The organism is Pseudomonas sp. TE36184, from assembly GCF_054060055.1.
Map to the genome: position 1 here is coordinate 3,975,212 of NZ_JBSSCU010000001.1, position 25,362 is coordinate 4,000,573.

A 25,362-nucleotide genomic window follows, 5' to 3' on the forward strand; every position below is an offset into this window, starting at 1 on the left:
CATCCGTGAATATGCGCCATGACTCCAGCGCGAAAGCGTCGATCTACGCGTTAAATCGTAGATCAAGAGCTCTAATCCGCGCTAAACCGGCGTTTCCACCAGTAAAGCATCCACGCGCTGGAAGCCACGAGGCAGTTTATTACCGCGTCGGCCACGCTCGCCCTTGTAGTGCTCAAGGTCGTCAGGGCGCAGCGACAACGTGCGCTTGCCGGCCTGGAGCACCAGGGTAGAACCTTCCGGGATCACTGCGATGTCTGTCACGTACTCTTCGCGACTGGCCACCCGCTCGCCGGGAATACCAATGATCTTGTTGCCTTTGCCTTTGCCCAACTGCGGCAGGTCGCTGATCTTGAACACCAGCAAACGCCCTTCCGTGGTCACCGACGCCAGCCAATTACCCTCGCGATCGTCCACCGGCCGCGGCAGGATCACCTTGGCGTTATTCGGCAGGCTCAACAGTGCTTTACCGGCTTTGTTCTTGGCCTGCAGGTCTTCACCCTTGACCACAAAGCCGTAACCCGCGTCGGAGGCGATCACATACAGCGAGTCGTCGTCCGGCAGCAGCACGCATTCGAAACTCGCCCCCGGTGGCGGCGTCAGGCGCCCGGTCAACGGCTCGCCCTGCCCGCGCGCAGACGGCAAGGTGTGGGCCGGCACCGAGTAACTGCGCCCGGTGGAGTCGATAAACACCGCAAACTGGTTGGACCGCCCGGCGGCGGCGGTCTTGAAGCCGTCGCCAGCCTTGTACGACAAGCCGGTCGCATCGATATCATGCCCCTTGGCGGAACGGACCCAACCCTTTTCCGACAGAACGACAGTAATTTTCTCGTTTGGCAGCAGCTCGGTTTCTGTCAGCGCTTTCGCTTCGGCGCGCTCAACGATCGGCGAACGGCGGTCGTCGCCATAGGTCTCGGCGTCTTTGATCAGCTCGCTGCGCACCAGCTTCTTGAGCTTGGTTTCGCTGCCCAGCAGGGCTTGCAGCTTGGCTTGCTCCTTGAGCAACGCGTCCTGTTCGTCGCGCAGCTTCATTTCTTCCAGTCGCGCCAACTGACGCAAGCGGGTGTCGAGGATGTAGTCGGCCTGGATCTCGCTCAGCTCGAAACGCGCGATCAGCTCGGCTTTCGGGTGCTCGGCAGTACGGATGATGTGGATCACTTCATCCAGGTTGAGGTAGGCAATCAGCAAGCCGTCCAACAGGTGCAGGCGGCGCTCGACCTTGTCCAGGCGGAACTGCAGGCGACGACGCACGGTCTGGACGCGGAACTCCAGCCACTCCACCAGCAGATTGCGCAGGTTCTTCAGCTGCGGCTTGCCGTCCAGGCCGATGATGTTGATGTTGACCCGGTAGCTGGACTCCAAGTCCGTGCTGGCGAACAGATGCTGCATCAGCACTTCATGGTCGACCCGGCTGTTGGTCGGAATAATCACGATGCGGCACGGGTTTTCGTGGTCGGACTCGTCGCGCAGGTCAGCGACCTGCGGCAATTTCGACGGTTTGGCCTGCATCAGCGCGGCGATCTGTTCCAGCACCTTGGCGCCGGACACCTGATGCGGCAACGCGGTGACGATGATGTCGCCGTCTTCGACGTGGTACACGGCGCGCATACGCACCGAGCCCTTGCCGGTTTCGTACATTTTCAGCAGGTCGGCACGCGGCGTGATGATTTCCGCTTCGGTCGGGTAATCCGGGCCCTGGATGTGCTCGCAGAGCTGCTCGACCGTGGCTTTGGGTTCATCGAGCAAGCGCACGCAGGCCGTGGCGACTTCCCGCAGGTTGTGCGGCGGTACGTCGGTGGCCATGCCGACGGCAATGCCGGTGGTGCCATTGAGCAGGATGTTCGGCAAACGTGCCGGCAACACCAGGGGCTCGTCGAGGGTGCCGTCGAAGTTCGGGCCCCAGTTCGCGGTGCCCTGGCCCAGTTCGCTGAGCAGCACTTCCGAATAACGCGACAGGCGCGCCTCGGTGTAACGCATGGCCGCGAAAGACTTGGGATCATCCGGCGCACCCCAGTTCCCCTGGCCATCTACCAGCGTGTAGCGGTAGCTGAACGGCTGGGCCATCAGCACCATGGCTTCATAGCAGGCCGAGTCGCCGTGGGGGTGGAACTTACCGAGCACGTCACCGACGGTACGCGCCGACTTCTTGTGCTTGGAATCTGCGTCCAGGCCCAACTCACTCATGGCGTAGATGATGCGCCGTTGTACGGGCTTCAGGCCGTCGCCGATATGCGGCAAGGCACGATCCATGATCACGTACATGGAGTAGTTGAGGTAGGCATTTTCGGTGAAGTCAGCCAGCGACCGGCGTTCTACGCCGTCTAAGCTGTCTGCGAGGATGTCACTCATGCGGGCCTCATCATTGTTTGGTAAGGCGCAGCGGAAATGCCGCGGCGCCGGGTCAATTCAAAACAGGGGTGGCTCATGGCTGGGCGCTCCAGCCACCGGCGGGGGCGGCGAAACGATAGACCACCGGGCGTTTTTCGCCATCGGCGCGGGCGCCGAAATTATTGTCGATGCCCAACCAGGCACCGTCTGCATCCAGCACCAGGGCTTCGGCCAGGCCATAAGGCTGGGCGTAGCGCCGTTCGGGCGTCAGGGTCTCGTCGGCGAACGACCAGCACAGCTCGACCTTGGCCGTGAGCGCATCGCGCCGACAAATCTGGAACGCATTGCGCTCCAGGGTAAACAACTTACCGTTGAACAGCGCCAGGTCGGAAAAGTCCTTGGACACCGCCTTGGCACTGGGGAACTGCGCCGGCTGCACCTCCTGGCCGGCCTCGCTCAACAGCACGCACGCGCCCGCGCAATCCCACACGCTTTGCTGGCGCTTGATGGAAATCAGCCCGCGCCGTTCACGCTCCGCCGCCAGCCAGATCTGATTGCCCTCGGGGTTCACCGCGAGGCCTTCGAACAACGCATTGAAATGCAGCAACATGCCGCTGGCGCGGGCCTCACGCACCATGCCGGGGGCGATCTTCAACCACTCGGGCGCACCGCTCGCCGGCACTTTCAGCACCGCCGCATGGGCTTCGCTGACCACGTAGCGGTTACCCGCGGCATCGCAGCCGACGCCTTCAAAATCCAGGTCGCCACCGCGAATCAGCGACGCCGCCTTGGTGCGCGAACGCAGCCCCCAGGGCAGGCCGGAGTCAGGCACGGGCGGCACGTCGAGCTTCACCGTTTCGGCCTGCCAGGTCGGCGCGCTGATATCCAGGCGGTAGATCTGGTCGTCGTCGCGGTCGGAAACCGTCCACAACGCGTTGCCACACAAAGCCAGGCCCGACAGGTTACCGCCGCGCATGCCGTCCACCGGATGTTCGGACACCAGCTTGAGCTCAGCCACGGGCGCGGCGACCGCCTGGGTGGCCGCCAACCCGCTCAACATCAGGATCGCCAGGGCGAAACCTGTACGCATCAGCCCAGGACCTCGGCGAGGTTGCCCTTGGACTCCAGCCAGGACTTGCGGTCCGGCGCGCGTTTCTTCGCCAGCAGCATGTCCATCATTTCCGAGGTGGCAGCGAAGTCGTCCAGGGTCAACTGCACCAGGCGCCGCGTGTTCGGGTCCATGGTGGTTTCGCGCAGTTGCGGCGGGTTCATCTCACCCAGGCCTTTGAATCGCGTGACCTGCGGCTTGCCGCGTTTCTTCTCGGCGATCAGGCGGTCGAGGATGCCATCGCGCTCGCCTTCGTCGAGGGCGTAGAAAATCTCCTTGCCCAGGTCGATACGGTACAGCGGCGGCATCGCGACGTAGACGTGACCGGCGTCCACCAACGGGCGGAAGTGCTGCACGAACAGCGCGCACAGCAAGGTGGCGATGTGCAGACCGTCGGAGTCGGCGTCGGCGAGGATGCAGATCTTGCCGTAGCGCAACTGGCTCATGTCCGCCGCGCCGGGGTCGACGCCGATGGCCACGGCAATATTGTGCACTTCCTGGCTGGCCAGGACTTCGCTGCCGTCGACTTCCCAGGTGTTGAGGATCTTGCCGCGCAACGGCAGGATCGCCTGGAATTCCTTGTCCCGCGCTTGCTTGGCGGAACCGCCGGCGGAGTCACCTTCCACCAGGAACAGCTCGGAGCGCATCGGGTCCTGCCCGGCGCAATCGGCCAGCTTGCCCGGCAGTGCCGGGCCCGCCGTGATGCGTTTGCGCTCGACCTTCTTGCTGGCCTTGAGGCGACGGCCGGCGTTGTTGATCGCCAGTTCCGCCAGGGCCAGGCCCAATTCCGGGTGCTCGTTGAGCCACAGGCTGAACGCATCCTTGACCACACCGGAGACAAACGCCGCCGCCTCGCGGGATGACAAACGTTCTTTGGTCTGGCCGGAGAATTGCGGCTCCTGCATTTTCATCGACAGCACGAACGCGATGCGCTCCCACACGTCTTCCGGCGCCAGCTTCACGCCGCGCGGCAGCAGGCTGCGGTATTCGCAGAACTCGCGCATGGCGTCGAGAAGGCCCTGGCGCAAGCCGTTGACGTGGGTGCCGCCCTGGGCGGTGGGGATCAGGTTGACGTAGCTTTCCTGCACGCTGTCGCCGCCTTCAGGCAACCACAGTAGCGCCCAGTCGACGGCTTCTTTGTTCCCGGCCAGGCTGCCGCAGAACGGCTCGTTGGGCAGGCGTTCGAAATCGCTGACGGCGTCTTCCAGGTAGGAGCGCAGGCCGTCTTCGTAGTGCCACTCGACCTTTTCGCCGCTGCCTTTGTCTTCAAAGGTGACCAGCAGGCCCGGGCACAACACGGCCTTGGCCTTGAGCACATGCTTGAGGCGGCTGATGGAGAATTTCGGCGAATCGAAGTATTTCGGGTCCGGGGCGAAGTACACGCTGGTGCCGGTGTTGCGCTTGCCAACGGTGCCGATCACCTGCAGGTCGGTGGCTTTGTAGCCATCGGCGAAGGTCATCTCGTATTCGTTGCCGTCGCGCTTGACCCGCACCCGCACCAACGTCGACAGGGCGTTGACCACGGAAATACCGACACCGTGCAAGCCACCGGAGAACTGGTAGTTCTTGTTGGAGAACTTGCCGCCGGCGTGCAGCTTGGTGAGGATCAACTCGACGCCCGACACCCCCTCTTCCGGGTGAATGTCCACCGGCATGCCGCGACCGTCGTCGGACACTTCCAGGGAGTGGTCAGCGTGGAGAATGACATGCACCGACTTGGCGTGCCCGGCCAAGGCTTCGTCGACGCTGTTGTCGATGACTTCCTGGGCAAGGTGGTTCGGCCGACTGGTGTCGGTGTACATGCCGGGGCGTTTGCGCACCGGGTCGAGGCCCGAGAGGACTTCGATGGCGTCGGCGTTATAAGAGCTAGCGCTGGGAGTGGCCATGGGGTCTCGTCGTGAGTCGTTCGATTAAAAAGTGACCTGCGGTTTCCAAGGCAATTACAGTGCCGAGAAATCGAAGGATTGATACTGATCCGCGCCAATGCCGGCAAAGCTCAACAACGCCGGCAACTGCCGGGCAAACCCCTGGTAACCGTGGTCGCCACCGGCCTGGATGCGCAAGGCACAGGCCCGGTAATACTGCTGGGCGAGGCGATAATCCAGGGTTTCGTCCCCGGTCTGCAACCACACCTGATAACGCGCGGCATCCTGGGGCGCCGGGACTTCCAGCTCGGCCAGCGCCGTGACGTGATCGTGGGTCAGTTCCCAGGTTTCATCGGTATAGAGGTTCTTCTGGGTGCCCAGGTAACCGTCGAACATCCGATGGGGGCTGACCGCCGGGTTGACCAGCAGCGCCTTGAGGCCATGGCGCTCGGCAAGACAGGTTGCATAGTAGCCGCCGAGCGAGCTGCCGACCAGCAGCGGCCGCCCCAGTTCTGCGATGGCCGCCTCCAATTGAGGAATCGCCTGGCGAGGGTGGTGATGCAGGGCCGGCACGCGCAGTTGGTCGGCCAGGCCGAGGGTGTCCATCACGCGGATCAACTGGCTGGCCTTGTTCGACGCAGGCGCGCTGTTGAAACCGTGGATATACAGGATCGAAGCGGACATGCCGGGCTCTCCGTGCTTGCGCCAAAAAAGGCGCAGTTTACAGGGATCGGAGTGGTGAGTCCCCTGTCTTCCCCTCCCACCTTCAGTAGCCGTTGCTGGCGTAATCCACGGTAAAGGCAAAGCCTTTGACCCGCTCCACCCCGGTCTCCAACCGCCCGTCGGCATGCAGACGCAGCCAGCGATAGCCCGGTGCCTCGGTGCTGACGTTGAAGTCCTCGCTGCCCGGCGTGAACTGGATGCAGGTGGACGGCGACGCCAGCAGGCGCACGCCGTTGCGCTCGCGGTCGATCTCCTGGTGTACATGCCCCCAGAGCAAGGCCCGGACCTGAGGGAAACGGTCCAGCACGGCAAACAGTGCCTCGGGGTTGCGCAGGCCGATGGGTTCCATCCACGCACAGCCGATGGGCACCGGATGATGGTGGAAACACACCAGATGATGGCGGTGCGGCGCTTCGCTCAAGGCTTGAGCCAGCAGTTGCAGCTGGCTGTCCTGCAGATAACCCGGCACCGAACCGGGTACGGCGGAGTCGAGCAGGGTAATGCGCCAATTGCCGACGTCGACCACCGGTTCCAGCAGGTCGCTGTGCAGGGCGGCGTGGGCCATGATCTGCGGCTCATCGTGGTTGCCGGGAATCCAGCGCGCCGGCACGCCAAAGGGTGCGGTCATCTCCCGGAAGTGCTGATAGGACGCCAACGTACCGTCCTGGGACAAGTCCCCCGTGGCCAGCAGCAAGTCGATCCGGGGCTGCTGCTCGCGCACCAGGCCAATCACCCGTTGCAAGCTCTCACGGGTGTTCATGCCCACCAGCGTGGCGTCGGCCTCGGCAAACAGATGGCTGTCGGACAGTTGCACCAGCAATGCCGGTGCATCGGGGGTCACGGTGGGTACGCGGGGCAAGGTGCTCTCCCAAGGCAATCACAGGAATGGACGTATGGCGCGATTATGCTGGGGCAGGACACAAAGAGGAAACCCAGGGAAGCAGATGCAGTTCACATCTACCGCACGACTTCAAACTCGTGGCCCAGGGCCAGACAGTGACTCAACCATTCACCGAGGAACACATTAAGCTGTGCTTTCTCATCGGGCTGGTGCATGAACACATTGGGGTAAGGATAGATGCTGCGAAAGCGTCGCGCATGTTCGGCGCTGATGACTTCGGCCATTCGCGCATCGTGGTACACCTGCACTTCCAGTTGCGGCACCGGCAGCCATGGCAGGCTGTGCTCCTGGCGCACGCGCAGGGTGGTGGTGTATGGGCAATTGACGATGACTTCCAGGGTCAGCACGCCGAGCATCTGGTCGCCATGGGTCACGGCGATGCGCCGTGCCTCGGGCGTGTGGCGCATGTCCGGCAGCAGGCGCATCAGCCGCGCATAGTTGGCCTCGCAGGCGGCTTGCAGCCCGATCAGGTCAACCCGGTATCGTTCCCGTGCCTTTACTGCCATAACCCCCTCACTTCCGCGCGATTGAGCGCTAGCCATTGCAAGGCAATAATGCTGGGCGCATTGGATATCCGACCATCACGCACCGCTTGCAAGGCATCTTCGAAAGCCCAGGTGCTGACGCGGATATCTTCTGCCTCCTCTTCCAGTCCATGGACGCCACCGGCGCCCGAACTGTCGCAACGGCCCAGGTACAAGTGGACGAATTCGGTACTGCCGCCGGGCGAAGGGAAATATTGGGTGATCGGCCACAGTGCGGAGAATGTCAGTCCAGCTTCCTCCTCGGCTTCGCGGTGTGCAACCTCCTCCGGTTGTTCGTCCTTGTCGATCAGGCCGGCGACCATTTCCACCAGCCACGGGTTGGCGGCGCGGCCCATGGCGCCTACGCGAAACTGCTCGATCAGCACCACTTCATCGCGCTGCGGGTCGTAGGGCAGCACGCACACGGCGTCATGCCGCACGAAGACCTCGCGGTTGATCACCCGGCTCATGCCGCCGTCGAATTTTTCGTGGCGCAGTTGCACGCGATCGAGCTTGTAGAAACCCTGATAGGCATTGTCGCGCTGAACAATCTCGATCGTGCTCGGCGTCGATTTCGCGATGTCCGTCATATCCTTCCTCGTTATGCCCGTGCAATTGGCGCCATCCTAACGCGCTCCCGCCCGTTGGCGCAGCCCCTTTACGGTTGCCGGGATAGACGGCGGGCGTCAAACTCACTCTAATGAGCTTAGTGGCGAACTGACTGCCATGCCGGTAGTCGAAGCTCCACGAATTTCGCTCTTATCGACGGACGAAGACCCTACATGTCACTTTTAAAAATCGCCTCCGTGGCGTGTATCGCCTTGACGCTCGGCGCCTGCCAGAGCCTGTTCCAACCGAACTACAGCACCCCGCTGGAAGCCACCCGCGACGCCAGCGAGCAAAGCAAGCCGGACTGCGCCAACGCCGATTGCCCGCTGGTGAATATCGACACCGTGCATTTTGCCAAGGAGCCCAAGCTCGACGCACTGATCGAACAACGCCTGCTGGAAATGACCCGCACCCGGTCGAGCGACCCGTTGCCGTCGAGCCTGGCGACGTACCGCGAGCAGTTCCTGAGCACCGCCGCGCCACGCAACAGCATGTACTTGCAGGCCAAGGTACGCGAGCAGCATGACGGCTTGGTGATCATCGAACTGTCCAGCTACCTGGACCAGGGCGCCACCCACGGCGAACCGGGCCGCGCCTTCATCAACTATTCGCGCCCGCAGCAAAAAGCCCTGTCGCTGAGCGACATGCTGCTGCCCGGCAAGGAAGAAGCATTCTGGAAGGCCGCCCAGGTGGCGCACAACAGCTGGCTGATCAGCACCCGCCTGAGCCTGGAGCCGGAGTTCGTCAAGCGCTACCCGTTCCAGAAAACCCCGAACGTGGCGCTGACCTCCGCCAGCGTGACCCTCAAGTACCCCACCACCACGATCGCGCCGTATGCCCTGGGCCACATCGAGTTGCAGATTCCTTACTCGCGCCTGGAAGGCATCATCAAGCCTGAGCTGGTGCCCGCGCGCCGCTGAAGACGCGCCCGAGGATGAACTGCAACAGCCCTGCCAGCGCCAGTGCCGGCAGGGTCGCGCCGATATCCGGATACAGGTTGGCCAGCAAGTGGTAGGTGCCGATGCCGCCCAGCCAGGCCAGCAACGCCGTCCAGCGTAGCGTGGCAAGCGCGCCCTGGCCGCGGCGGCGCAGGATGAAATGATCGACCAGCACCACGCCAAACAGCGGCGCGAATACCGAACCGATCAACAGCAGAAAGTTCTGGTACTGCGCCAACGGAGCAAAGCAGGCGATCAACGTGCAGAGCACACCGATGGCCAAGGCCAGGTGCTCGACCTTCAGGCGCAACAGAATCCCGCTGGAGACGGCCGCCGAGTGAATATCGGCAAAGGCGTTTTCCGACTCATCCAACAGGATCAGCAACAACGGAATCCCCAGCCCCGCGCCGGCCAGCGCCAGCAACAGCGCGTTGACTTCACCGCTCGGCGCAAACGCCAGGGTGTAGGCCACGCCCAGGCTCATCAGCCAGAAATTGCCGATAAAAAAGCCCAGCGCCGTGCCGCCGAACACGCTTTTCGCGCGTTTGCCGAAGCGCGAATAATCGGCGATCAGCGGCAGCCACGACAGCGGCATGGCGATGGCGATGTCAAACCCCACCGCGAAGGGCATCGAACCGTCACCGGCCTGGGCCCATAGCGTGGCGAGATCGGCTTTGGCGAACAGGTTCCAGGTCAACCACAGGCAGGCCGCGAGCAGCAGCCAGATGCCCCATTTACGCAGGATCTGGCGCACGAACGTCAGCGGGCCACTGACCGCCAGCAAGGTCGCCAGGCCACCGAAAAACAGGGTCCACAGCATCGGGCTGGCCAACAGGCTGGCGTCGCTGAAGGCCCGCGCGCCCAACAGGCTGGCGGCATCGCGCATGACGATGATTTCAAACGCGCCCCAACCGATCAGTTGCAGCAGGTTCAACAATGCCGGCAGGCTCGCGCCTTTGGCGCCGAGGCTGAGCTTGAGCGCGGCCATGGCGGACAGCCCGGTGTCGCTGCCGATCACGCCGACAGCGGCGAGCAGCAGCACGCCGACCAGGGTGCCGAGGAAAATCGCCAACAACCCACCGGCCAGGCCCAGGCCGGGCGCGAGCAGCGCGCCGGTTTGCAGGACCATCAGGCCGATGCCGAGGGAGAACCACAGGGAAAACAGATCGCGGGCGCCGAAAACGCGCTTGTCAGCAGACACCGCGATATCGGGGGAATAGGTGCTGGGTTGAATGCTCAAGGATGGAATCTCTGAGGGGCATTTGTTGTTTGAAAGATTGTTATCGGGGGCAAGCCCCCTCCCACACTTGAATGTGTTCACAATTCAAAATGTGGGAGGGGGCTTGCCCCCGATAAGGCCCTTGAAAGCGCCTACAACCTCGGATCAGACCTTCTTGTAGAGCTGGCTGCCTTCCTGCTTGAACCGCTCCGCCTGCTCGGCCAAGCCCTTGGCCACCTCCACATCCACCGCATCGATGCGCTGGTTGGCCGCGTACTCACGCACTTCCTGGGTGATTTTCATCGAGCAGAACTTCGGCCCGCACATCGAGCAGAAATGCGCGACCTTGGCCGAGTCCTTCGGCAGGGTTTCGTCGTGATACGAACGCGCGGTGTCCGGGTCGAGGCCGAGGTTGAACTGGTCTTCCCAACGGAACTCGAAGCGTGCCTTGCTCAGTGCGTTATCGCGGATCTGCGCGCCCGGATGACCTTTCGCGAGATCGGCTGCATGGGCGGCGATCTTGTAAGTGATGATCCCGGTCTTCACGTCATCCTTGTTCGGCAGGCCCAGGTGTTCCTTGGGTGTGACGTAGCAGAGCATGGCGCAACCGAACCAACCGATCATCGCCGCACCGATGCCGGAGGTGATGTGGTCGTAGCCCGGCGCGATGTCGGTGGTCAGCGGGCCGAGGGTGTAGAACGGCGCCTCGTCGCAGCATTCGAGCTGCTTGTCCATGTTCTCCTTGATCAGTTGCATCGGCACGTGGCCGGGGCCTTCGATCATGGTTTGCACGTCGTGCTTCCAGGCGATCTTGGTCAGCTCGCCGAGGGTTTCCAGCTCGCCGAATTGCGCGGCATCGTTGGCGTCGGCGATCGAACCCGGGCGCAGGCCGTCGCCTAAGGAGAAGCTGACGTCATAGGCCTTCATGATTTCGCAGATTTCGTCGAAATGCGTGTAGGTGAAGTTCTCTTTGTGGTGCGCCAGGCACCACTTGGCCATGATCGAGCCGCCGCGGGAGACGATGCCGGTAACGCGCTTGGCGGTCAGCGGCACGTAGCGCAGCAGCACGCCGGCGTGGATGGTGAAGTAGTCGACGCCCTGCTCGGCCTGTTCGATCAGGGTGTCGCGGAACAGCTCCCAGGTCAGGTCTTCAGCGGCGCCGCCGACTTTTTCCAGGGCCTGGTAGATCGGCACTGTGCCGATCGGCACCGGCGAGTTGCGGATGATCCACTCGCGGGTTTCGTGGATGTGCTTGCCGGTGGACAGGTCCATCACCGTGTCCGAGCCCCAGCGAATGCCCCAGGTCAGTTTCGCCACTTCTTCTTCGATGGACGAGCCCAGGGCGCTGTTGCCGATGTTGCCGTTGATCTTCACCAGGAAGTTACGGCCGATGATCATCGGTTCCAGTTCGGTGTGGTTGATGTTGGCCGGGATGATCGCGCGGCCGCGGGCGATTTCTTCGCGCACGAATTCCGGGGTGATGATCTTCGGCACGCTGGCGCCGAAGCTGTAGCCGGCGTGTTGCTGCTCGAGCAGGCCGCTGGCGCGGGCTTCTTCGAGCTTCATGTTTTCGCGGATGGCGACGTATTCCATCTCGGCGGTGATGATGCCTTTGCGCGCATAGTGCATCTGCGTGACGTTGGCACCGGCCTTGGCGCGGCGCGGGTTCTTCACATGGGCGAAGCGCAGCGCGGTCAGTTCGGCATCGGTCAGGCGTTGCTGGCCGAAGTGCGAGCTCAGGCCCGACAGGCGTTCGGTGTCGCCACGCGACTCGATCCACGGCGAGCGCACATCGCCCAGGCCCTTGCGCACATCGATGATGACGTTGGGGTCGGTGTAGGGGCCGGAGGTGTCGTAGATCACCACGGGGGCGTTGATCTCACCACCGAAATCGGTGGGGGTGACGTCGAGGCTGATTTCACGCATCGGCACGCGGATGTCCGGACGGGTGCCTTGCACGTAGATTTTCTGCGAGCGGGTAAACGGTTGCACGGAGCCGGAGTCGACCTTGGCCGATTCACTCAAATGCACGGTATTTTTTGGTTTTGTACTCATCACGGGCTCTCCAACTATCCAGGCGGTGGATTTTTGTCGGAGCGAACCTGTGGCGGATGGACGCACTGGAAGCAGTGCTGTGCTGGGTACTCGAGGGTTGTTCGAAGGTCGAACAACATCCCGGACAAAGCACAAGAGGACTCGCCGGGTGACGAGAAATCTTGTTCCCTACGCAGGCGTTAACCTGATCAGGTTCAACGGGATCCGGTATTTACCGATCTCAGCCTTCCAACAAGGCACCCCGACAAGAACCCGGCCAGTCTAGACAGGGTGAGGGCAAATTGCCAATAACGGAGCATTCAGCGTGATGAATGGCGCAATTGCAGGATTGTTGCGCCGTGTAACCACCACTACACTCGGTGACTGCCCCGACGCTTGACGCCAGGAATGGCCAACCGTAGCCTTGGGCGTTAAATTATCATCGTAATATTAAACCTAGGGATCAATTCATGCTGCGCAAACTCTCACTGGCTCTCGCCGTGTCTTGTGCGACCAACGGAATGGTCTGGGCAGCTGAAGCGCCCTTGTCCGCCCGAACCGACCTGGTCAGCGTCTACCAGGAAGCGGTGGACAACAACGCCGACCTGGCCGCCGCCCGCGCCCAGTACGGTGCGCAGAAAGAAGTGGTGCCCCAGGCCCGCGCCGGTTTGCTGCCCAACCTGTCGGCCGGTGCCGATATCAACAATTCGCGCACCCAGATCGACACCCCGGCCGCCACCGCCAACCGCGACGCGCATTCCTGGCGTGCGACCTTGAGCCAGCCGCTGTTCCGCGCCGACCGCTGGTTCCAGCTGCAAGCCGCCGAAGCCGTCAACGAACAGGCTGCGCTGCAACTTTCAGCCACCGAACAGAACCTGATCCTGCAAAGCGCCGAGAACTACTTCGCCGTGCTGCGCGCCCAGGACAACCTGGCCTCCACCAAGGCCGAAGAAAACGCCTTCAAGCGCCAACTGGACCAGTCCAACGAACGCTTCGACGTGGGCCTGTCGGACAAGACCGACGTGCTGCAATCCCAGGCCAGCTACGACACCGCGCGGGCCAACCGGATCGTCGCGCAACGCCAGGTGGACGACGCCTTCGAAGCACTGATCGCGCTGACCAACCGTCAATACAATTCGATCCAGGGCATTGTGCATACACTGCCGGTGCTGCCGCCGCTGCCGAACGACGCCAAGGCCTGGGTCGAAACCGCCGGCCGCCAGAACCTGAACCTGCTCGCCAGCAACTACGCCGTCACCGCCGCCGAGGAAACCCTCAAGCAGCGCAAGGCCGGGCACGCGCCGACCCTGGACGCCGTGGCGCAGTATGAAAAGGGCGATAACGACGCGCTCGGCTTCAGCAACCCGAATGCCTTCGGCACGCCTTATGGCGGCGATGTCTCGCAACGCACCATTGGCCTGCGCCTGAATATCCCGCTGTACAGCGGTGGCCTGACCAGCTCGCAAGTGCGCGAATCGTACTCGCGCCTGGGCCAGACCGAGCAGCAACGCGAAGGCCTGCGCCGCCAGGTGGTGGAAAACACGCGCAACCTGCACCGCGCGGTCAACACCGACGTGGAGCAGGTGCAGGCACGCCGCCAGTCGATCATCTCCAACCAGAGCGCGGTGGAAGCCACGGAAATCGGTTATCAGGTGGGTACGCGCAATATCGTCGACGTGCTCGACGCCCAGCGCCAGCTCTATGCGTCGGTGCGCAACTACAACAACAGCCGCTACGACTACATCCTCGACAACCTGCGCTTGAAGCAGGCAGCCGGCACGTTGAACCCTGGGGACCTGCAAGACCTGACGCGCTATCTCAAGGCCGACTACAACCCGGACCGCGACTTCCTGCCGCCGGACCTGGCCAAGGCCGCCGCCGAGCAGCTCAAGGCCCGCCCGGGTTATTGATCGCACCACAGAACCAATGTGGGAAGGGGCTTGCTCCCTCCCACATTTGGATCGGTATTGCGTCAGTGAGTTATCAGGCGATCAAGGCCATCCAACAGTCGCTTCAAAGCGCCCTGGTTGGCCTGCATCACCTTAAGCCCCGCCTGCGCCATCCGCTGGGCATCCTGCGGTAGCTCGAACAGCTGCCGCACGGCCTCGGCCAAACCTTCGGCATCATCCACCTCACGCAACGCCCCGGCGTCACGCAGCATTGCGCTGATTTCGAGGAAGTTGAACCGGTGCGGCCCCATGATCACTGGCTTGCCCAACGCCGCCGGTTCCAGCGGGTTGTGCCCGCCGGTCGCGACCAGGCTGCCACCCACCAACGCGCTGTCGGCCAAGGCATACAAAAACAGCAACTCGCCCATGGTGTCGCCGAGCAACACGGCGGTGTGCGCGGTGACCGGCTCGCCGCTGGAGCGACGCACCGTGGCGAACCCTTGTCGCTCGCACAGCTCAAACATCGGGCCGAAGCGTTCCTGATGACGCGGCACCAGAATTCAGCAGCGCATTGGGATAGCTGGCGAGCAGTTGGCGATGGGCCGCCAGCACCACCTCATCTTCGCCTTCGTGGGTACTCGCCGCGATCCACACCGGGCGCTCGCCGGCGCCCCACTGTTCGCGCAACGCGGCCGCGCGCGCCAGCAGTTGCGGGTCGATGGTCAGGTCGAACTTGATCGAGCCGGTCACTTGCACCGTGTCCGCACGCGCACCCAGGCTGCGGAAACGCTCGGCCTCAGTCTCGGTCTGCACGGCGATCAGACTCATTTCTGCCAGCATCGGCGCCGTCAGTCTGGCAAAACGTGCGTAGCCCTTGGCCGAACGCGCCGACAAGCGTGCATTGGCCAGCGCCACCGGAATCCCGCGCTGGGCGCAGGCGTGGATGTGGTTGGGCCACAGCTCGGTCTCCATGATCACGGCCAGTTTCGGCTGGACACGGTCGAGAAAACGCTTGGCCGCGCAGGGCAAGTCATAGGGCAAGTAGCAATGCTGGACGCGCGGTTCATCGGCGAACAATGCCTGGATACGCTCGGAGCCGGTGGGTGTCATGCAGGTGACCGTCATCGGCAACTGCGGATAACGCGCCAGCAGGCCACGGATCATCGGCGCGGCGGCGATGCTTTCGCCCACCGACACCGCATGCACCCAGATCCCGCCCGGTTGCATCCGCGGCAAGCCGTAGGAAAAGCGCTCGCCCACGCGCTTGGCGTAGGCCGGCGCCTTGCGCGCGCGCAGCCATAGACGTAAAGCCACCAACGGCAGCGCCAGGTAAAACAGACAGCTGTAGAGAGTTCTATTCATGGCGGCGGAGTTTATCGGCTTTTTCAATCGATCGCCTGCAAGCACTCGGCAAAACGCTCGGCGAGAAAGCGCGCGGCAGGGCCCAGGGGTTCATCGCGGCGCCACACCAGCTCGACCACAAGCGCCGGCGGGGTCCATTCGCTGTCGAGTTCGACCATTTGGTTCTGGTACGCGGGGTATTGCACCACATGCCGGGGCAACCAGGCCCAACCCAGGCCACGGATAAGCCATTCGGCCAGCACGTAGAAGCTGTCGGCGCGCCACACCTGCGGGCTGGCGGCCTCGCTGCCGGGGTAGACGCTGGTCTGGGTCGACATCAGCAACTGGCGATACTGCGCCAACCCCTGGCAGTCCACGGTTTGCTGCGCCGCCAGCGGATGGCGACGCCCGCACACCGTGACCATTTCCACACTGCCGACGACCCGCCGCTCCAACGCTTCGGGGATTTGATCGTGATAGAACAACATGCCCAGGTCGGCCCTGCGCTCCACCAGTTTGCGTGCGACATCGCCCTGGGCAGCGCTGGAAAGCTGCACCTCGAGGTTGGGAAACTGGCCGGCCAAGGCGTCGAGACTGTCGAGGACCGGCTGGTACAGCATCGCTTCATCCTGGGCCAGGCGCAGGCAGGCTTCTTCGCCGCGCACCAACGACAGTGCGCGGCCATTGAGGCGTTCGCACTGGCGCAGCACTTCCCGAGCCTCTTCGAGCAGCACCGTGCCGGCTTCGGTCAAGCGCGGCTGGCGGCCGCTGCTTCGTTCAAACAGGCTGACGCCCAGGTCCGCTTCCAGCAAGGCGATCCCGTTGCTGACTGCCGACTGAGCCTTGCGCTGCTGACGCGCCACCGCCGAAAAAGAACGCTGCTCGGCGACGCTGACGAACAGGCGCATCTGTTCCAGGTTCCACTGCACATTCATGGCACAACCCATCTTCAATTCGGATAGGTAATGACTTTACCCCATCTGACGAGCCTCTAGAATGCCGACCTTATCCAGCGCGCTACACACCGAGGACCGCACCATGACCCCTGCCTACTACTACCTGGCCATCGCCATCTGCTCGGAAGTCATCGCCACCGTTTCCATGAAAGCCATCAAGGGCTGGAGCACACCGATCCCACTGCTGCTGGTGATCGTCGGCTACGGCGTGGCGTTCTGGATGCTGACCCTGGTGGTGCGTACAGTGCCGGTCGGCGTGGCGTATGCCGTGTGGGCTGGGATGGGCATCGTGATGGTCAGCGTCGCGGCGCTGTTCATCTATGGGCAGAAGCTCGATCTGCCGGCAATGCTGGGGATGGGCTTGATTGTGTTGGGCGTGGTGGTGATTCAACTGTTCTCGAAAACGGCAGGGCACTGACCTCACGCGTCAATATTGATCCCGCGCAAAGATCCATTCGTTGAGTCTGTATACTTGGCACCTTGATTTGAACACTGAGGTTGCCCATGCCATCCGTTATTTCCACCGACGTTCTGATTGTCGGCGCCGGAGTTGCCGGCCTCTGGCTGAATGCGCGCCTGCGCCGCCAGGGGTTTTCCACGGTGGTGGTGGAAAACGCCACCCTGGGAGGCGGGCAAAGCGTAAAGTCCCAAGGCATCATTCATGGCGGTGCGAAATACGCGCTGCACGGTGCACTCACCGGCGCCTCCGAAGCGATTGCCGATATGCCGCGGCGCTGGCGTGAGGCCCTGGCCGGTCACGGCGAACTGGACTTGACCGGCGTGCGCCTGCTCTCCGAAGCCCATTACCTGTGGTCCCCTGGCACGCTCGCCGGCAACCTCACCAGCTTCTTCGCCAGCAAGGCCGTGCGCGGCCGTGTCGATCAGGTCAAGGGCGACGCCCTGCCGCCAGCCCTGCAAGACCGCCGCTTCAAGGGCAAGGTCTATCGCCTGTCGGAATTGGTGGTCGACGTGCCGAGCCTGATCGGACGCCTGGCGCAGTTGGCCGGCGATGGTTTGCTCGCCGGACAACACATCGAACCGCTGCGGGAAAACGACGCACTGGTCGGTCTGAAAGTCGACGGCCGCGAGATCCGCGCCCAGCGCATCGTCTTGAGCGCCGGCGGCGGCACTGCCGATCTGCTCGCCGCTCTGGGCCTGAGCGAGCCGGCCATGCAAAAGCGTGCGCTGCACATGATCATCGCCAAAGGCCCAGGCCTGAAACCGCTGTACGCTCACTGCCTGGGCGGCGGCACCAAACCGCGCCTCACCGTGACCACGCACCCGGCCGCCGATGGCAACTGGGTGTGGTACATGGGCGGCGACATCGCCGAGGCCGACGGCGTAGCACGCACGCCACAGGAACAGATCGCCACCGCGCAGCACGAGTTGGCGCTTCTGCTGCCGTGGATCGACATGAGCCATACCGAATGGGCCACCCTGCGCGTCGAACGTGCCGAGCCGCTGCAATCGGGCCTGACTCGCCCCGACAACGCCTTCCTCGCCGAACAGGGCCGCCTGCTCGTGGGCTGGCCGACCAAGCTGGCCCTGGCACCGGACTTCGCCGACCGGGTGCTCCACGCCCTCGAACGCGATGGCATCCAACCCGGGCCTGCCACCCCGCTGCCCGAGCTGCCCAAACCCGCCATCGGCCAACCGGCCTGGGAGCAACTGTTGCCATGAGCCTGCCCACCCTGCACGACCTGCACCGCCCGCTGGGCAGTACCGGCCTGCTGGTGTCGCCGCTGGGCCTGGGCACCGTCAAGCTCGGTCGCGACCAAGGGGTGAAATACCCCAGCGGCTTCCAGATTCCCGATGACGACGAAGCGCGCCTGCTGCTGCGCCAGGCCCGTCAGTTGGGCATCAACCTGATCGATACCGCGCCGGCCTATGGCCGCAGCGAAGAACGCCTGGGGCCGCTGTTGCGGGGCCAGCGCAACGAGTGGGTGATTGTCAGCAAGGTCGGCGAAGAATTCGACAACGGCGTGTCCCGTCACGACTTCAGCGCGGCCCATACCCGGATGTCGATCGAACGCAGCCTGAAACGACTGGAAACCGACTTTATCGACCTGGTGCTGGTGCATTCCGACGGCAACGACCTGCACATTCTCAACGACTGCGAGGTGTACCAGACCCTCGCGGACCTGAAACGAGAGGGCAAAATCCGCGGTTTCGGTTTCTCCGGCAAAACCGTCGAAGGCGGCGTGAAGGCTCTGGAACAGGGCGATTGCGCAATGGTCACCTACAATCTGAACGAACAGGCCGAGAAAGCCGTCATTGATTATGCGGCCGCCCATGGCAAAGGCATCCTGGTGAAAAAAGCCCTCGCCAGCGGCCACGTCTGCCTGGAACCGGGAATGGACCCCATACGTGCCAGTTTCATGTTGTTGTTTGCGCAAACGGGTGTCGCCAGTGCTATTGTCGGGACCATTAATCCGCTGCACCTGGCTCACAACGTGGCGACCGCTGCCCAGGTCATTCGTCAACTCTGATGCCGCCGACGCGGCCGCCCCGACGTAAGAAGGAGCCGACATGTCGCGAACGCTCATAAGAAAAAACCCCAGCAACTTCAAGACTCTGCCACTGCATGTCGAAGCCACCCCCGAAGGCCTGAGCTACCAGAGCGTCGGCATGCCGCTCAACTTTGCCCAGACCCTGCAACGGCGCAAGCCGGTAGAAGTGACAGACCCGGAGCGTTTCGCCCTCGAGCTGGCCAACCTCGGCGTGTCGGTGCGTTTGACCCTGCATTGGCAAAACAAGGATTACTGGGTGGGTGCTGGTGCGCCAACGCCGCCAGGACCGTGGCGACGTGGTGCTCAAGCTGATTTCCGGCTACGTCCCCGCCCATGAGCTGAACCTGCCGCTGCACACCGCCATCCAGGAAATCGCCGAAGAGTGCCTGCTGGAGACGCCCGAAGGCTGGCTCAGCGGGCGCTTCAACGACACCTGGCTGCCGGCGCCCTACTCCGCCGCGCTGCACTACCGCGAAGCCTTGCCGTTTCGCTTGAGCCCCTTGTCCGGCGCGGCCCGCCCGGTGCGCTGCGCGACCACGCAACTGATCGAGCGCCCACGGGCCTACGTCCACTTGCCTACGGCCTCGCTGCAATTGATTTATGACTTGCGCCTGGAGGTGCCCAAGGAAGCCAAATCCTTGAGCCTGTTCCATGTGGATGAGCGACTCGAAGGCGATCAACTGGTCGCGCGCCTGGACCGCCAGCGCCCGGACCTGTACCTGATGCCCTTGAAGGACGGGCAGCCGCTCGCCGAACTGTATACGGTCAAGAAAGATCAGCTGTACCCGGCGAGCACGCGGGGTTTGTACCTGGCGGAGAGCTTCGCCCAGCAGGACGGCTGGGTGGTGCGCGACGAGCGGATTCGTTGGAAGGATTGGCTCAGGCAGCAAGGCCTGGCCGTCCCGGAGAAAGAGTCGAAGCTCAAGCGCCTGACCGGCAAGGCCCGGCAGATGTTGCGCAAGATCGTGCCAAAGAAGGCCAGACCGTAGGAGCGAGCAGGCCCGCGCCTACGGCCGCAAGCCTTATTCGTGATTGCGGATTTTTTCCACGATCGCGGTCGTCGAGCTGTTCTCAACCAACCCCAGCACTTTGACCTTGCCGCCGTAGGCGCTGACGATGTCGGCGCCGACCACCTGGTCGACGGAATAGTCGCCGCCCTTGACCAGCACATCGGGCTTGACCTGGGCCAGCAGGTTTTCCGGGGTGGCTTCGGGGAAGCTGATCACCCAGTCCACCGCACCCAGGCCGGCCAGGACCGCCATGCGTCGGTCGACACTGTTGATCGGCCGGCCCGGACCTTTCAGGCGGCTGACCGACGCATCGTCATTGACCGCGACGATCAGGCGATCGCCTTGGGCGCGCGCCTGTTCCAGGTACGTCACATGACCGGCATGCAGGATGTCGAAACAGCCATTGGTGAACACAATGCTTTCGTTGTGGGCGCGCGCGTCGTCAATCGCCAGCAGCAATTGCTCGAGACTCAACACTCCACGCTCGGAGCCTTCGGAACGCTGGATCGCACGGCGCAGTTCGGGCGCGCTGATCGCGGCGGTGCCGAGCTTGCCGACCACGATGCCCGCCGCCAGGTTGGCCAGGGCCACGGCGTGGGGCAATTCCTCGCCGGCCGCGATGGAGGCGGCCAGGGTGGAAATCACGGTGTCGCCGGCGCCGGTGACGTCGAACACTTCACGCGCACGCGCCGGCAGGTGCATCGCCGCATAGCCCGGGCGCAGCAAGGTCATGCCGTGTTCGCCACGGGTCACCAGCAAGGCGCCCAGGTCCAGTTCGGCCATCAGCGTCGCGCCCTTGCTCACCAGTTCGTGCTCATCGGCGCAACCGCCGACGATGGCTTCGAACTCGCTGAGGTTCGGCGTGATCAGGCTGGCGCCGCGATAAATCGAGAAGTCCTTGCCCTTGGGATCGGCCAGCACCGGAATATTGCGGGCCTTGGCGGCCTGGATCAGCATCTGGTGGTTCTTCAGCGCGCCTTTGCCGTAGTCGGACAACACCAGCACCTTGATGCCTTCGAGCAACTCATCGACCTGCGCGCTGAGGGCCAGGGCGTCGGTGGCGAAGGGTTCTTCGAAATCGATGCGCAGCAATTGCTGGTGACGGCTCATGACCCGCAGCTTGACGATGGTCGGCTGATGGGCGATGCGCTGGAACAGCGCGCGCACGCCGGCACCGCGCAGGCTGTTGGCCAGGCTGTCGGCGGCTTCGTCGTCGCCGGTCACGCCCACCAGGGAGGCTGGGGCGCCGAGGGCGGCAATATTGAGGGCAACGTTGGCAGCACCGCCTGGACGGTCTTCGATTTGCTCGACCTTGACTACCGGTACCGGCGCCTCAGGGGAAATCCGTGAGGTTCCGCCATGCCAGTAACGGTCGAGCATGACATCGCCGACCACCAAGACAGGGGCTTGATCGAATCGCGGCATGGACAACTTCATGGAGCAACCCACATACAAAATGAACAGGGGCGCGATATTAGCACAGGGTTACAGAAGGCTTGTGGGGGTGTGACAGAAGATGTTGCAGGAACGTTGGTGAGGCGGATTGCCCGCCCCACCAAGGGTATCAGGTGATATCCGCCGACACCGGGGCATCCAGGCCCATGGCATGCAGGCGGGCGTAGTAGCCGTTCTGTGCAAGCAATTGACCGTGGGTGCCGCGCTCGACAATACGCCCGTCGTCCATCACCAGGATCAGGTCGGCCTTCTCGATGGTGGACAGGCGGTGCGCGATCACCAGGGTCGTGCGGCCTTGCATGACCTTGTCCAGCGCCGCCTGAATGTGGCGCTCGGACTCAGTGTCGAGGGCCGAGGTGGCCTCGTCGAGAATCAGCAGCGGCGCATTCTTGAGCAGGGCGCGGGCAATTGCCAGGCGCTGGCGTTGACCGCCGGACAGCAGCACGCCGTTTTCGCCGACCTGGGTGTCGAAGCCTTTAGGCAACTGGTCGATGAAGTCCTTGGCGTTGGCATCCATCGCGGCGGCTTCGACGTCGGCCCGTGGTGCGCCGGCCAGGTCGCCGTAGGCGATGTTGTTGGTCACCGTGTCGCTGAACAGGGTCACGTGCTGGGTCACCTGGGCGATGTGCTTGCGCAGGTTGAGCAGTTTGTAGTCTTCGATCTCGACGCCATCGAGCAGGATTTCACCGCTTGCATGGTGGTAGAAACGCGGGATCAGGCTGGCCAGGGTCGACTTGCCGCTGCCCGAGCGCCCCACCAGGGCGATCATCTGCCCAGGCTCGGCGGTAAAGCTGATGTCCTTGAGTACAGGACGTTCGGTGCCGGGATAGGTGAAGTTGAGGTGACGCACTTCCAGATGGCCGCTGACCTTGTCGCGCTCAATCGTGCCGTTGTCGACTTCAGCCTCTTCGTCCAGCTGTTCGAAAATACTTTCGGCGCCCGCCACACCCTTCTGGATGGTCGAGCTGACTTCCGACAACTGGCGGATCGGCTTAGGCAGCAGACCGGCCAAAGTGATGTAGGCCACCATGTCGCCCGCCGATGCGTCGCCGCGCAGGTAAAGCACCAGGAACATCAGCACGGCCATGGCGGTGTAGATCACCAGTTGCAGCGCCGGGGTGTAGATCGCCCCGGTGCGGGTCATGCGCAGTTGCTTGTTGGTGTTGCTCTGGCTGGCCTTGAGGAAGCGTTTTTCCTCGTAGATCTCGCCGCCGAAGCTGCGCACGACGCGGTAACCCTGGATGGTTTCAGACGCCACGTGGGTCACGTCGCCCATGGCCACCTGGATCTTCTTGCTCTGTTTGCGGAATTTCTTGCTGGCCGTGCTGACCATCACCGCAATCAACGGCAGGATGGCGATCATCACCAGCGTCAGGCGCCAGTTCATGAACAGCAGCGAAGCGAACAGGAAGATCACGGTCATGCCTTCGCGAATCACCACCTTGATCGCATCGGTCGCCGCCCCCGTGACCATGGTCACGTTGAAGGTGATGCGGGAAATCAGGTGCCCGGAGTTGTGATTGTCGAAGTAGCGGTTGGGCAGTGTCAGCAGGTTGTTGAACAGTTGCACCCGCAGGTCGTGGACCAGGCCCAGGGAAACCTTGGCCAGCAGGTAGTTACCGAGGAACGAACCCAGGCCCTGCCAGGCGGCGATCAGGATGATCAGCAGCGGCACGGCCTGCAGCAATTGCAGGTCGCGCAGGAACGGCACGCTGGGGAACAACACGGCTTGCGGGTTCGAAAGGCCGTCGACAAAGTACTTGAGGATGTACCCCAGCATCGGCTGGGTCGACGCGAAAATCAGAAATCCGACAATACTCAGCGCGAACAAACCCGCATAGGGCCTGACGTAACTGAGCAGGCGGAAGTATATTTTCAAGCTCGAAGGGCTTGCGCTCGGACTGGAGTCGGTCATATCACGCGGCGTTTTAAAAAAGGAGGCTGACTTTAGCACAGCTTCTCTGTTGTACTTGCACCCCACATGACCCGCGGGCCGGCGAAATCCAACCGGCGACATTATATAGCCACTACTTTAAGATGGTCGGCTTTCTATTTCTGAAATGGCTTTTACCGTATGCAGTGCAAGCGTCTTACCTATGGCTCAAATCGCGTCTTCGACTTCCTGGTCCTATGGATTTTGCCCATTGGCTTGTTGCTTCTGCTGAGTTCGCTGTTCTTCGTCACCAATCGCAACGTGCTGCACAGGTTCTACTACGTCCTGTTCAGCGCGCCGACCTTGTTGCTGTTGTGCCTGCGCCCCAGGGAATTCATGGAATTGCTGCGTGAGCCGCTGGCCATCGCATTCCTGGTCTTCTCCGCCTGGGCCCTGACCAGCCTGTTCTGGAGCCCGGAGTTTCATCCCGACACCGACCTGTTCAAGCGACCGCTGCACACGTTCATGTTGTTTGCCGGCTGCGGGCTGTTGCTGCATTACCGCAACGACCTGTTCAAGCCCGTGTTCTTCAGCGCGGCAGTGATCGCACTGGTGGCGACCCTGTGTGACCTGGTGGCCTTCGCCAAGGGGTTTGAGCCGGGCCTTGAAATACGCATGATCGGCGGCCGCGGCGCCCTCGACAACCCGCTGCTCAGCTCCCACGTGTTCGGTTTTTTCAGCGTCTACTGGTTGTATGTCTGCATGACCAGCCAGCGCTTTCAGGTGCTGTGGTTCAGCGTACCGGCCCTGGCAATCATGACCCTCGCGGTGCTGGCCACCGGTTCCCGCACGCCGCTGGTGGCCCTGACCCTGGCCATCCTGTGGATGAGTTTTGTCAGCCGCAACCGCCGCTCGGTCTTGATGATCGCGGGCCTGGTCCTGGGCGCCGCGGCGCTCTTGCTGTTCTACCCTGAACTGATCACCAACCGCGGCAGTTCATTCCGCTTCGAACTGTGGAGCATGACGCTGCAGCGCATCGCCGAACACCCGTGGATAGGCCACAGCTACGATTCCGAGCTGTACCTGACCCTGGCTCAGGCCAACGGCTTCCAACTGCGCGAACCCCACAGCTTTGCCCTGGGCGTGCTGTATTACGTCGGCATCATCGGCTTTATCCCGTGGATCTTCATGCTCGGCTGGGGCCTGTACAAAAGCCTCAAAGAGCGGGCGCAACCGCTGTTCATCCTTGCGTCCTCCCTGCTGGCCTACGGCATTGGCGCCGGCCTGACCGAGGGCGGCGGCATCCTGTCGCGGCCCAAGGAACACTGGTTCCTGCTGTGGATTCCTTTGGCGATCATCGCCGGCCTGAGCATCGCCCAGCGCCGCCACAGCCTGCTGCGCATGCCGGTGCAAACCCTCAAGGCCGAGGCCTTCGATCAACTGTGCCACAACGCCCATGTGATTGAAGCCGACGGCCTGGGCCCGAAAGTCCTGCGCCTGGAAGACGGCAGTTTCCTCAAGGTTTTCCGCGCGCGCCGCTGGTACACCTCGGGCAGCTTCAACCCTTATTCCGAGCGGTTTGCCAACAACGCCGAACAATTACGCAGCCTGGGCATTCCCACCCCGCAGATCCTCGGCGTGTACAGCCTGCGCGACGCCAGCAGTGCCGTCACCTACTCGCCACTGCCCGGCCTGACCCTGCGCCAGGCCCTGCAAAGCCTGGACAGCAGCCTGCGCGAATCGCTGATCGAGCGCTTCGGTCGATTCATGGCCCAATTGCATGAGCGTGGTGTGTACTTCCGCTCGCTGCACCTGGGCAACGTGCTGCTGATGGATGACGGCGAGTTCGCGCTGATCGATATCGCCGACCTGCGCATCTTCCCGTCGGCCCTGCGCAATGCCTTGCGCCAACGCAACCTGCGCCATATGCAACGTTACCCGCAGGACCGCAACTGGCTGTTCGAAGCGCACTTCGAGCAACTGGCCAAGGGTTACGCCAGCATCGCCAGCCCAAAAGCCACGGCAAAAATCCGCGAGCAGGTCCAGGGCCTGGCTAGCCCGGCCGCCTGATAAAAAAGGCGA

At 62.9% G+C, this 25,362-nt stretch carries 18 protein-coding genes, 2 pseudogenes and 1 riboswitch; of the genes and pseudogenes, 7 read left to right on the forward strand and 13 right to left on the reverse strand.

All coding sequences use genetic code 11. The annotated features are described in order from the left end of the window. Nucleotides 1-81 precede the first annotated feature (81 nt). The 7 genes from parC to ACVWZP_RS17945 all read right to left on the reverse strand — a co-directional run bounded on the left by parC (nt 82) and on the right by ACVWZP_RS17945 (nt 8,036). On the reverse strand, nt 82-2,346 hold the full coding sequence (gene parC / locus ACVWZP_RS17915) for a DNA topoisomerase IV subunit A (protein ID WP_017849774.1): 2,265 nt from the start codon (nt 2,344-2,346) through the stop codon (nt 82-84). 73 nt (nt 2,347-2,419) lie between these two features. Further along, nucleotides 2,420-3,415 carry an esterase-like activity of phytase family protein gene (locus ACVWZP_RS17920; RefSeq protein ID WP_457369981.1) on the reverse strand — a complete coding sequence of 332 codons (996 nt, stop codon included), beginning with the start codon at nt 3,413-3,415 and terminating at the stop codon, nt 2,420-2,422. Next, on the reverse strand, nt 3,415-5,319 hold the full coding sequence (parE, locus tag ACVWZP_RS17925; RefSeq protein WP_057003668.1) for a DNA topoisomerase IV subunit B: 1,905 nt from the start codon (nt 5,317-5,319) through the stop codon (nt 3,415-3,417). Before parE ends, ACVWZP_RS17920 begins: the two co-directional genes overlap by 1 nt. A 54-nt stretch (nt 5,320-5,373) precedes the next feature. Then, entirely contained in the window at nt 5,374-5,982 is a 609-nt protein-coding gene (locus ACVWZP_RS17930) for a YqiA/YcfP family alpha/beta fold hydrolase (protein ID WP_017849777.1), read from the reverse strand. Nucleotides 5,983-6,064: 82 nt separating this feature from the next. Beyond that, entirely contained in the window at nt 6,065-6,880 is an 816-nt protein-coding gene (gene cpdA / locus ACVWZP_RS17935; protein WP_457369982.1) for a 3',5'-cyclic-AMP phosphodiesterase, read from the reverse strand. Nucleotides 6,881-6,978: 98 nt separating this feature from the next. Continuing rightward, nucleotides 6,979-7,428: a DUF1249 domain-containing protein gene (locus ACVWZP_RS17940; RefSeq protein WP_003209507.1), complete on the reverse strand. Its 450-nt coding sequence runs from the start codon at nt 7,426-7,428 to the stop codon at nt 6,979-6,981. Next, entirely contained in the window at nt 7,419-8,036 is a 618-nt protein-coding gene (locus ACVWZP_RS17945; RefSeq protein ID WP_017849779.1) for an NUDIX domain-containing protein, read from the reverse strand. Before ACVWZP_RS17945 ends, ACVWZP_RS17940 begins: the two co-directional genes overlap by 10 nt. A 192-nt stretch (nt 8,037-8,228) precedes the next feature. On the opposite strand from ACVWZP_RS17945, the gene ACVWZP_RS17950 reads away from it, so the two are divergent. Next, a complete protein-coding gene (locus ACVWZP_RS17950; RefSeq protein WP_046384917.1) occupies nt 8,229-8,975 on the forward strand; it encodes an RsiV family protein in 747 nt (248 codons plus the stop codon). Here the strand turns inward: ACVWZP_RS17950 and cytX are convergent. Together cytX and thiC are read right to left on the reverse strand one after the other, a co-directional pair. Next, complete coding sequence (gene cytX / locus ACVWZP_RS17955) at nt 8,944-10,233, reverse strand: putative hydroxymethylpyrimidine transporter CytX (RefSeq protein WP_448125714.1); 1,290 nt, start codon at nt 10,231-10,233, stop codon at nt 8,944-8,946. The genes ACVWZP_RS17950 and cytX overlap by 32 nt on opposite strands. A gap of 144 nt (nt 10,234-10,377) precedes the next feature. Continuing rightward, on the reverse strand, nt 10,378-12,267 hold the full coding sequence (thiC, locus tag ACVWZP_RS17960; RefSeq protein WP_457369983.1) for a phosphomethylpyrimidine synthase ThiC: 1,890 nt from the start codon (nt 12,265-12,267) through the stop codon (nt 10,378-10,380). 148 nt (nt 12,268-12,415) lie between these two features. After that, nucleotides 12,416-12,521: riboswitch (TPP riboswitch) on the reverse strand. A gap of 195 nt (nt 12,522-12,716) precedes the next feature. Here thiC and ACVWZP_RS17965 point away from each other — a divergent pair. Continuing rightward, nucleotides 12,717-14,156: a TolC family outer membrane protein gene (locus ACVWZP_RS17965; RefSeq protein ID WP_057003665.1), complete on the forward strand. Its 1,440-nt coding sequence runs from the start codon at nt 12,717-12,719 to the stop codon at nt 14,154-14,156. 62 nt (nt 14,157-14,218) lie between these two features. Here the strand turns inward: ACVWZP_RS17965 and waaA are convergent. Continuing rightward, a pseudogene (waaA, locus tag ACVWZP_RS17970) lies at nt 14,219-15,497 on the reverse strand (lipid IV(A) 3-deoxy-D-manno-octulosonic acid transferase). Between the two features lie 23 nt (nt 15,498-15,520). Beyond that, on the reverse strand, nt 15,521-16,411 hold the full coding sequence (locus tag ACVWZP_RS17975; RefSeq protein WP_017849785.1) for a LysR family transcriptional regulator: 891 nt from the start codon (nt 16,409-16,411) through the stop codon (nt 15,521-15,523). A gap of 103 nt (nt 16,412-16,514) precedes the next feature. Here ACVWZP_RS17975 and ACVWZP_RS17980 point away from each other — a divergent pair, with 103 nt between their 5' ends. The 4 genes and pseudogenes from ACVWZP_RS17980 (at nt 16,515) to ACVWZP_RS17995 (ending at nt 19,931) form a co-directional block, all read left to right on the forward strand. After that, entirely contained in the window at nt 16,515-16,850 is a 336-nt protein-coding gene (locus ACVWZP_RS17980) for a DMT family transporter (protein WP_026140385.1), read from the forward strand. An 86-nt stretch (nt 16,851-16,936) separates the two neighbouring features. Then, on the forward strand, nt 16,937-18,112 hold the full coding sequence (locus ACVWZP_RS17985; protein WP_046384922.1) for an NAD(P)/FAD-dependent oxidoreductase: 1,176 nt from the start codon (nt 16,937-16,939) through the stop codon (nt 18,110-18,112). After that, nucleotides 18,109-18,921, forward strand: coding sequence for an aldo/keto reductase (locus tag ACVWZP_RS17990; RefSeq protein WP_017849788.1), 813 nt, complete (start codon nt 18,109-18,111; stop codon nt 18,919-18,921). The genes ACVWZP_RS17985 and ACVWZP_RS17990 overlap by 4 nt, the downstream gene beginning before the upstream one ends. Before the next feature lie 40 nt (nt 18,922-18,961). Next, nucleotides 18,962-19,931, forward strand: a pseudogene (locus ACVWZP_RS17995) (metal ABC transporter ATPase). A 33-nt stretch (nt 19,932-19,964) separates the two neighbouring features. Here ACVWZP_RS17995 and hldE read toward each other — a convergent pair. After that, a complete protein-coding gene (gene hldE / locus ACVWZP_RS18000; RefSeq protein WP_026140386.1) occupies nt 19,965-21,389 on the reverse strand; it encodes a bifunctional D-glycero-beta-D-manno-heptose-7-phosphate kinase/D-glycero-beta-D-manno-heptose 1-phosphate adenylyltransferase HldE in 1,425 nt (474 codons plus the stop codon). A 127-nt stretch (nt 21,390-21,516) separates the two neighbouring features. Beyond that, nucleotides 21,517-23,322 (reverse strand): lipid A export permease/ATP-binding protein MsbA, encoded by a 1,806-nt coding sequence (msbA, locus tag ACVWZP_RS18005; protein WP_046384924.1) that lies wholly within the window; start codon nt 23,320-23,322, stop codon nt 21,517-21,519. Between the two features lie 159 nt (nt 23,323-23,481). Between msbA and ACVWZP_RS18010 the strand changes: the two genes are divergently transcribed. Continuing rightward, nucleotides 23,482-25,350 carry an O-antigen ligase family protein gene (locus tag ACVWZP_RS18010; RefSeq protein ID WP_457369984.1) on the forward strand — a complete coding sequence of 623 codons (1,869 nt, stop codon included), beginning with the start codon at nt 23,482-23,484 and terminating at the stop codon, nt 25,348-25,350. Nucleotides 25,351-25,362: the final 12 nt, after the last annotated feature.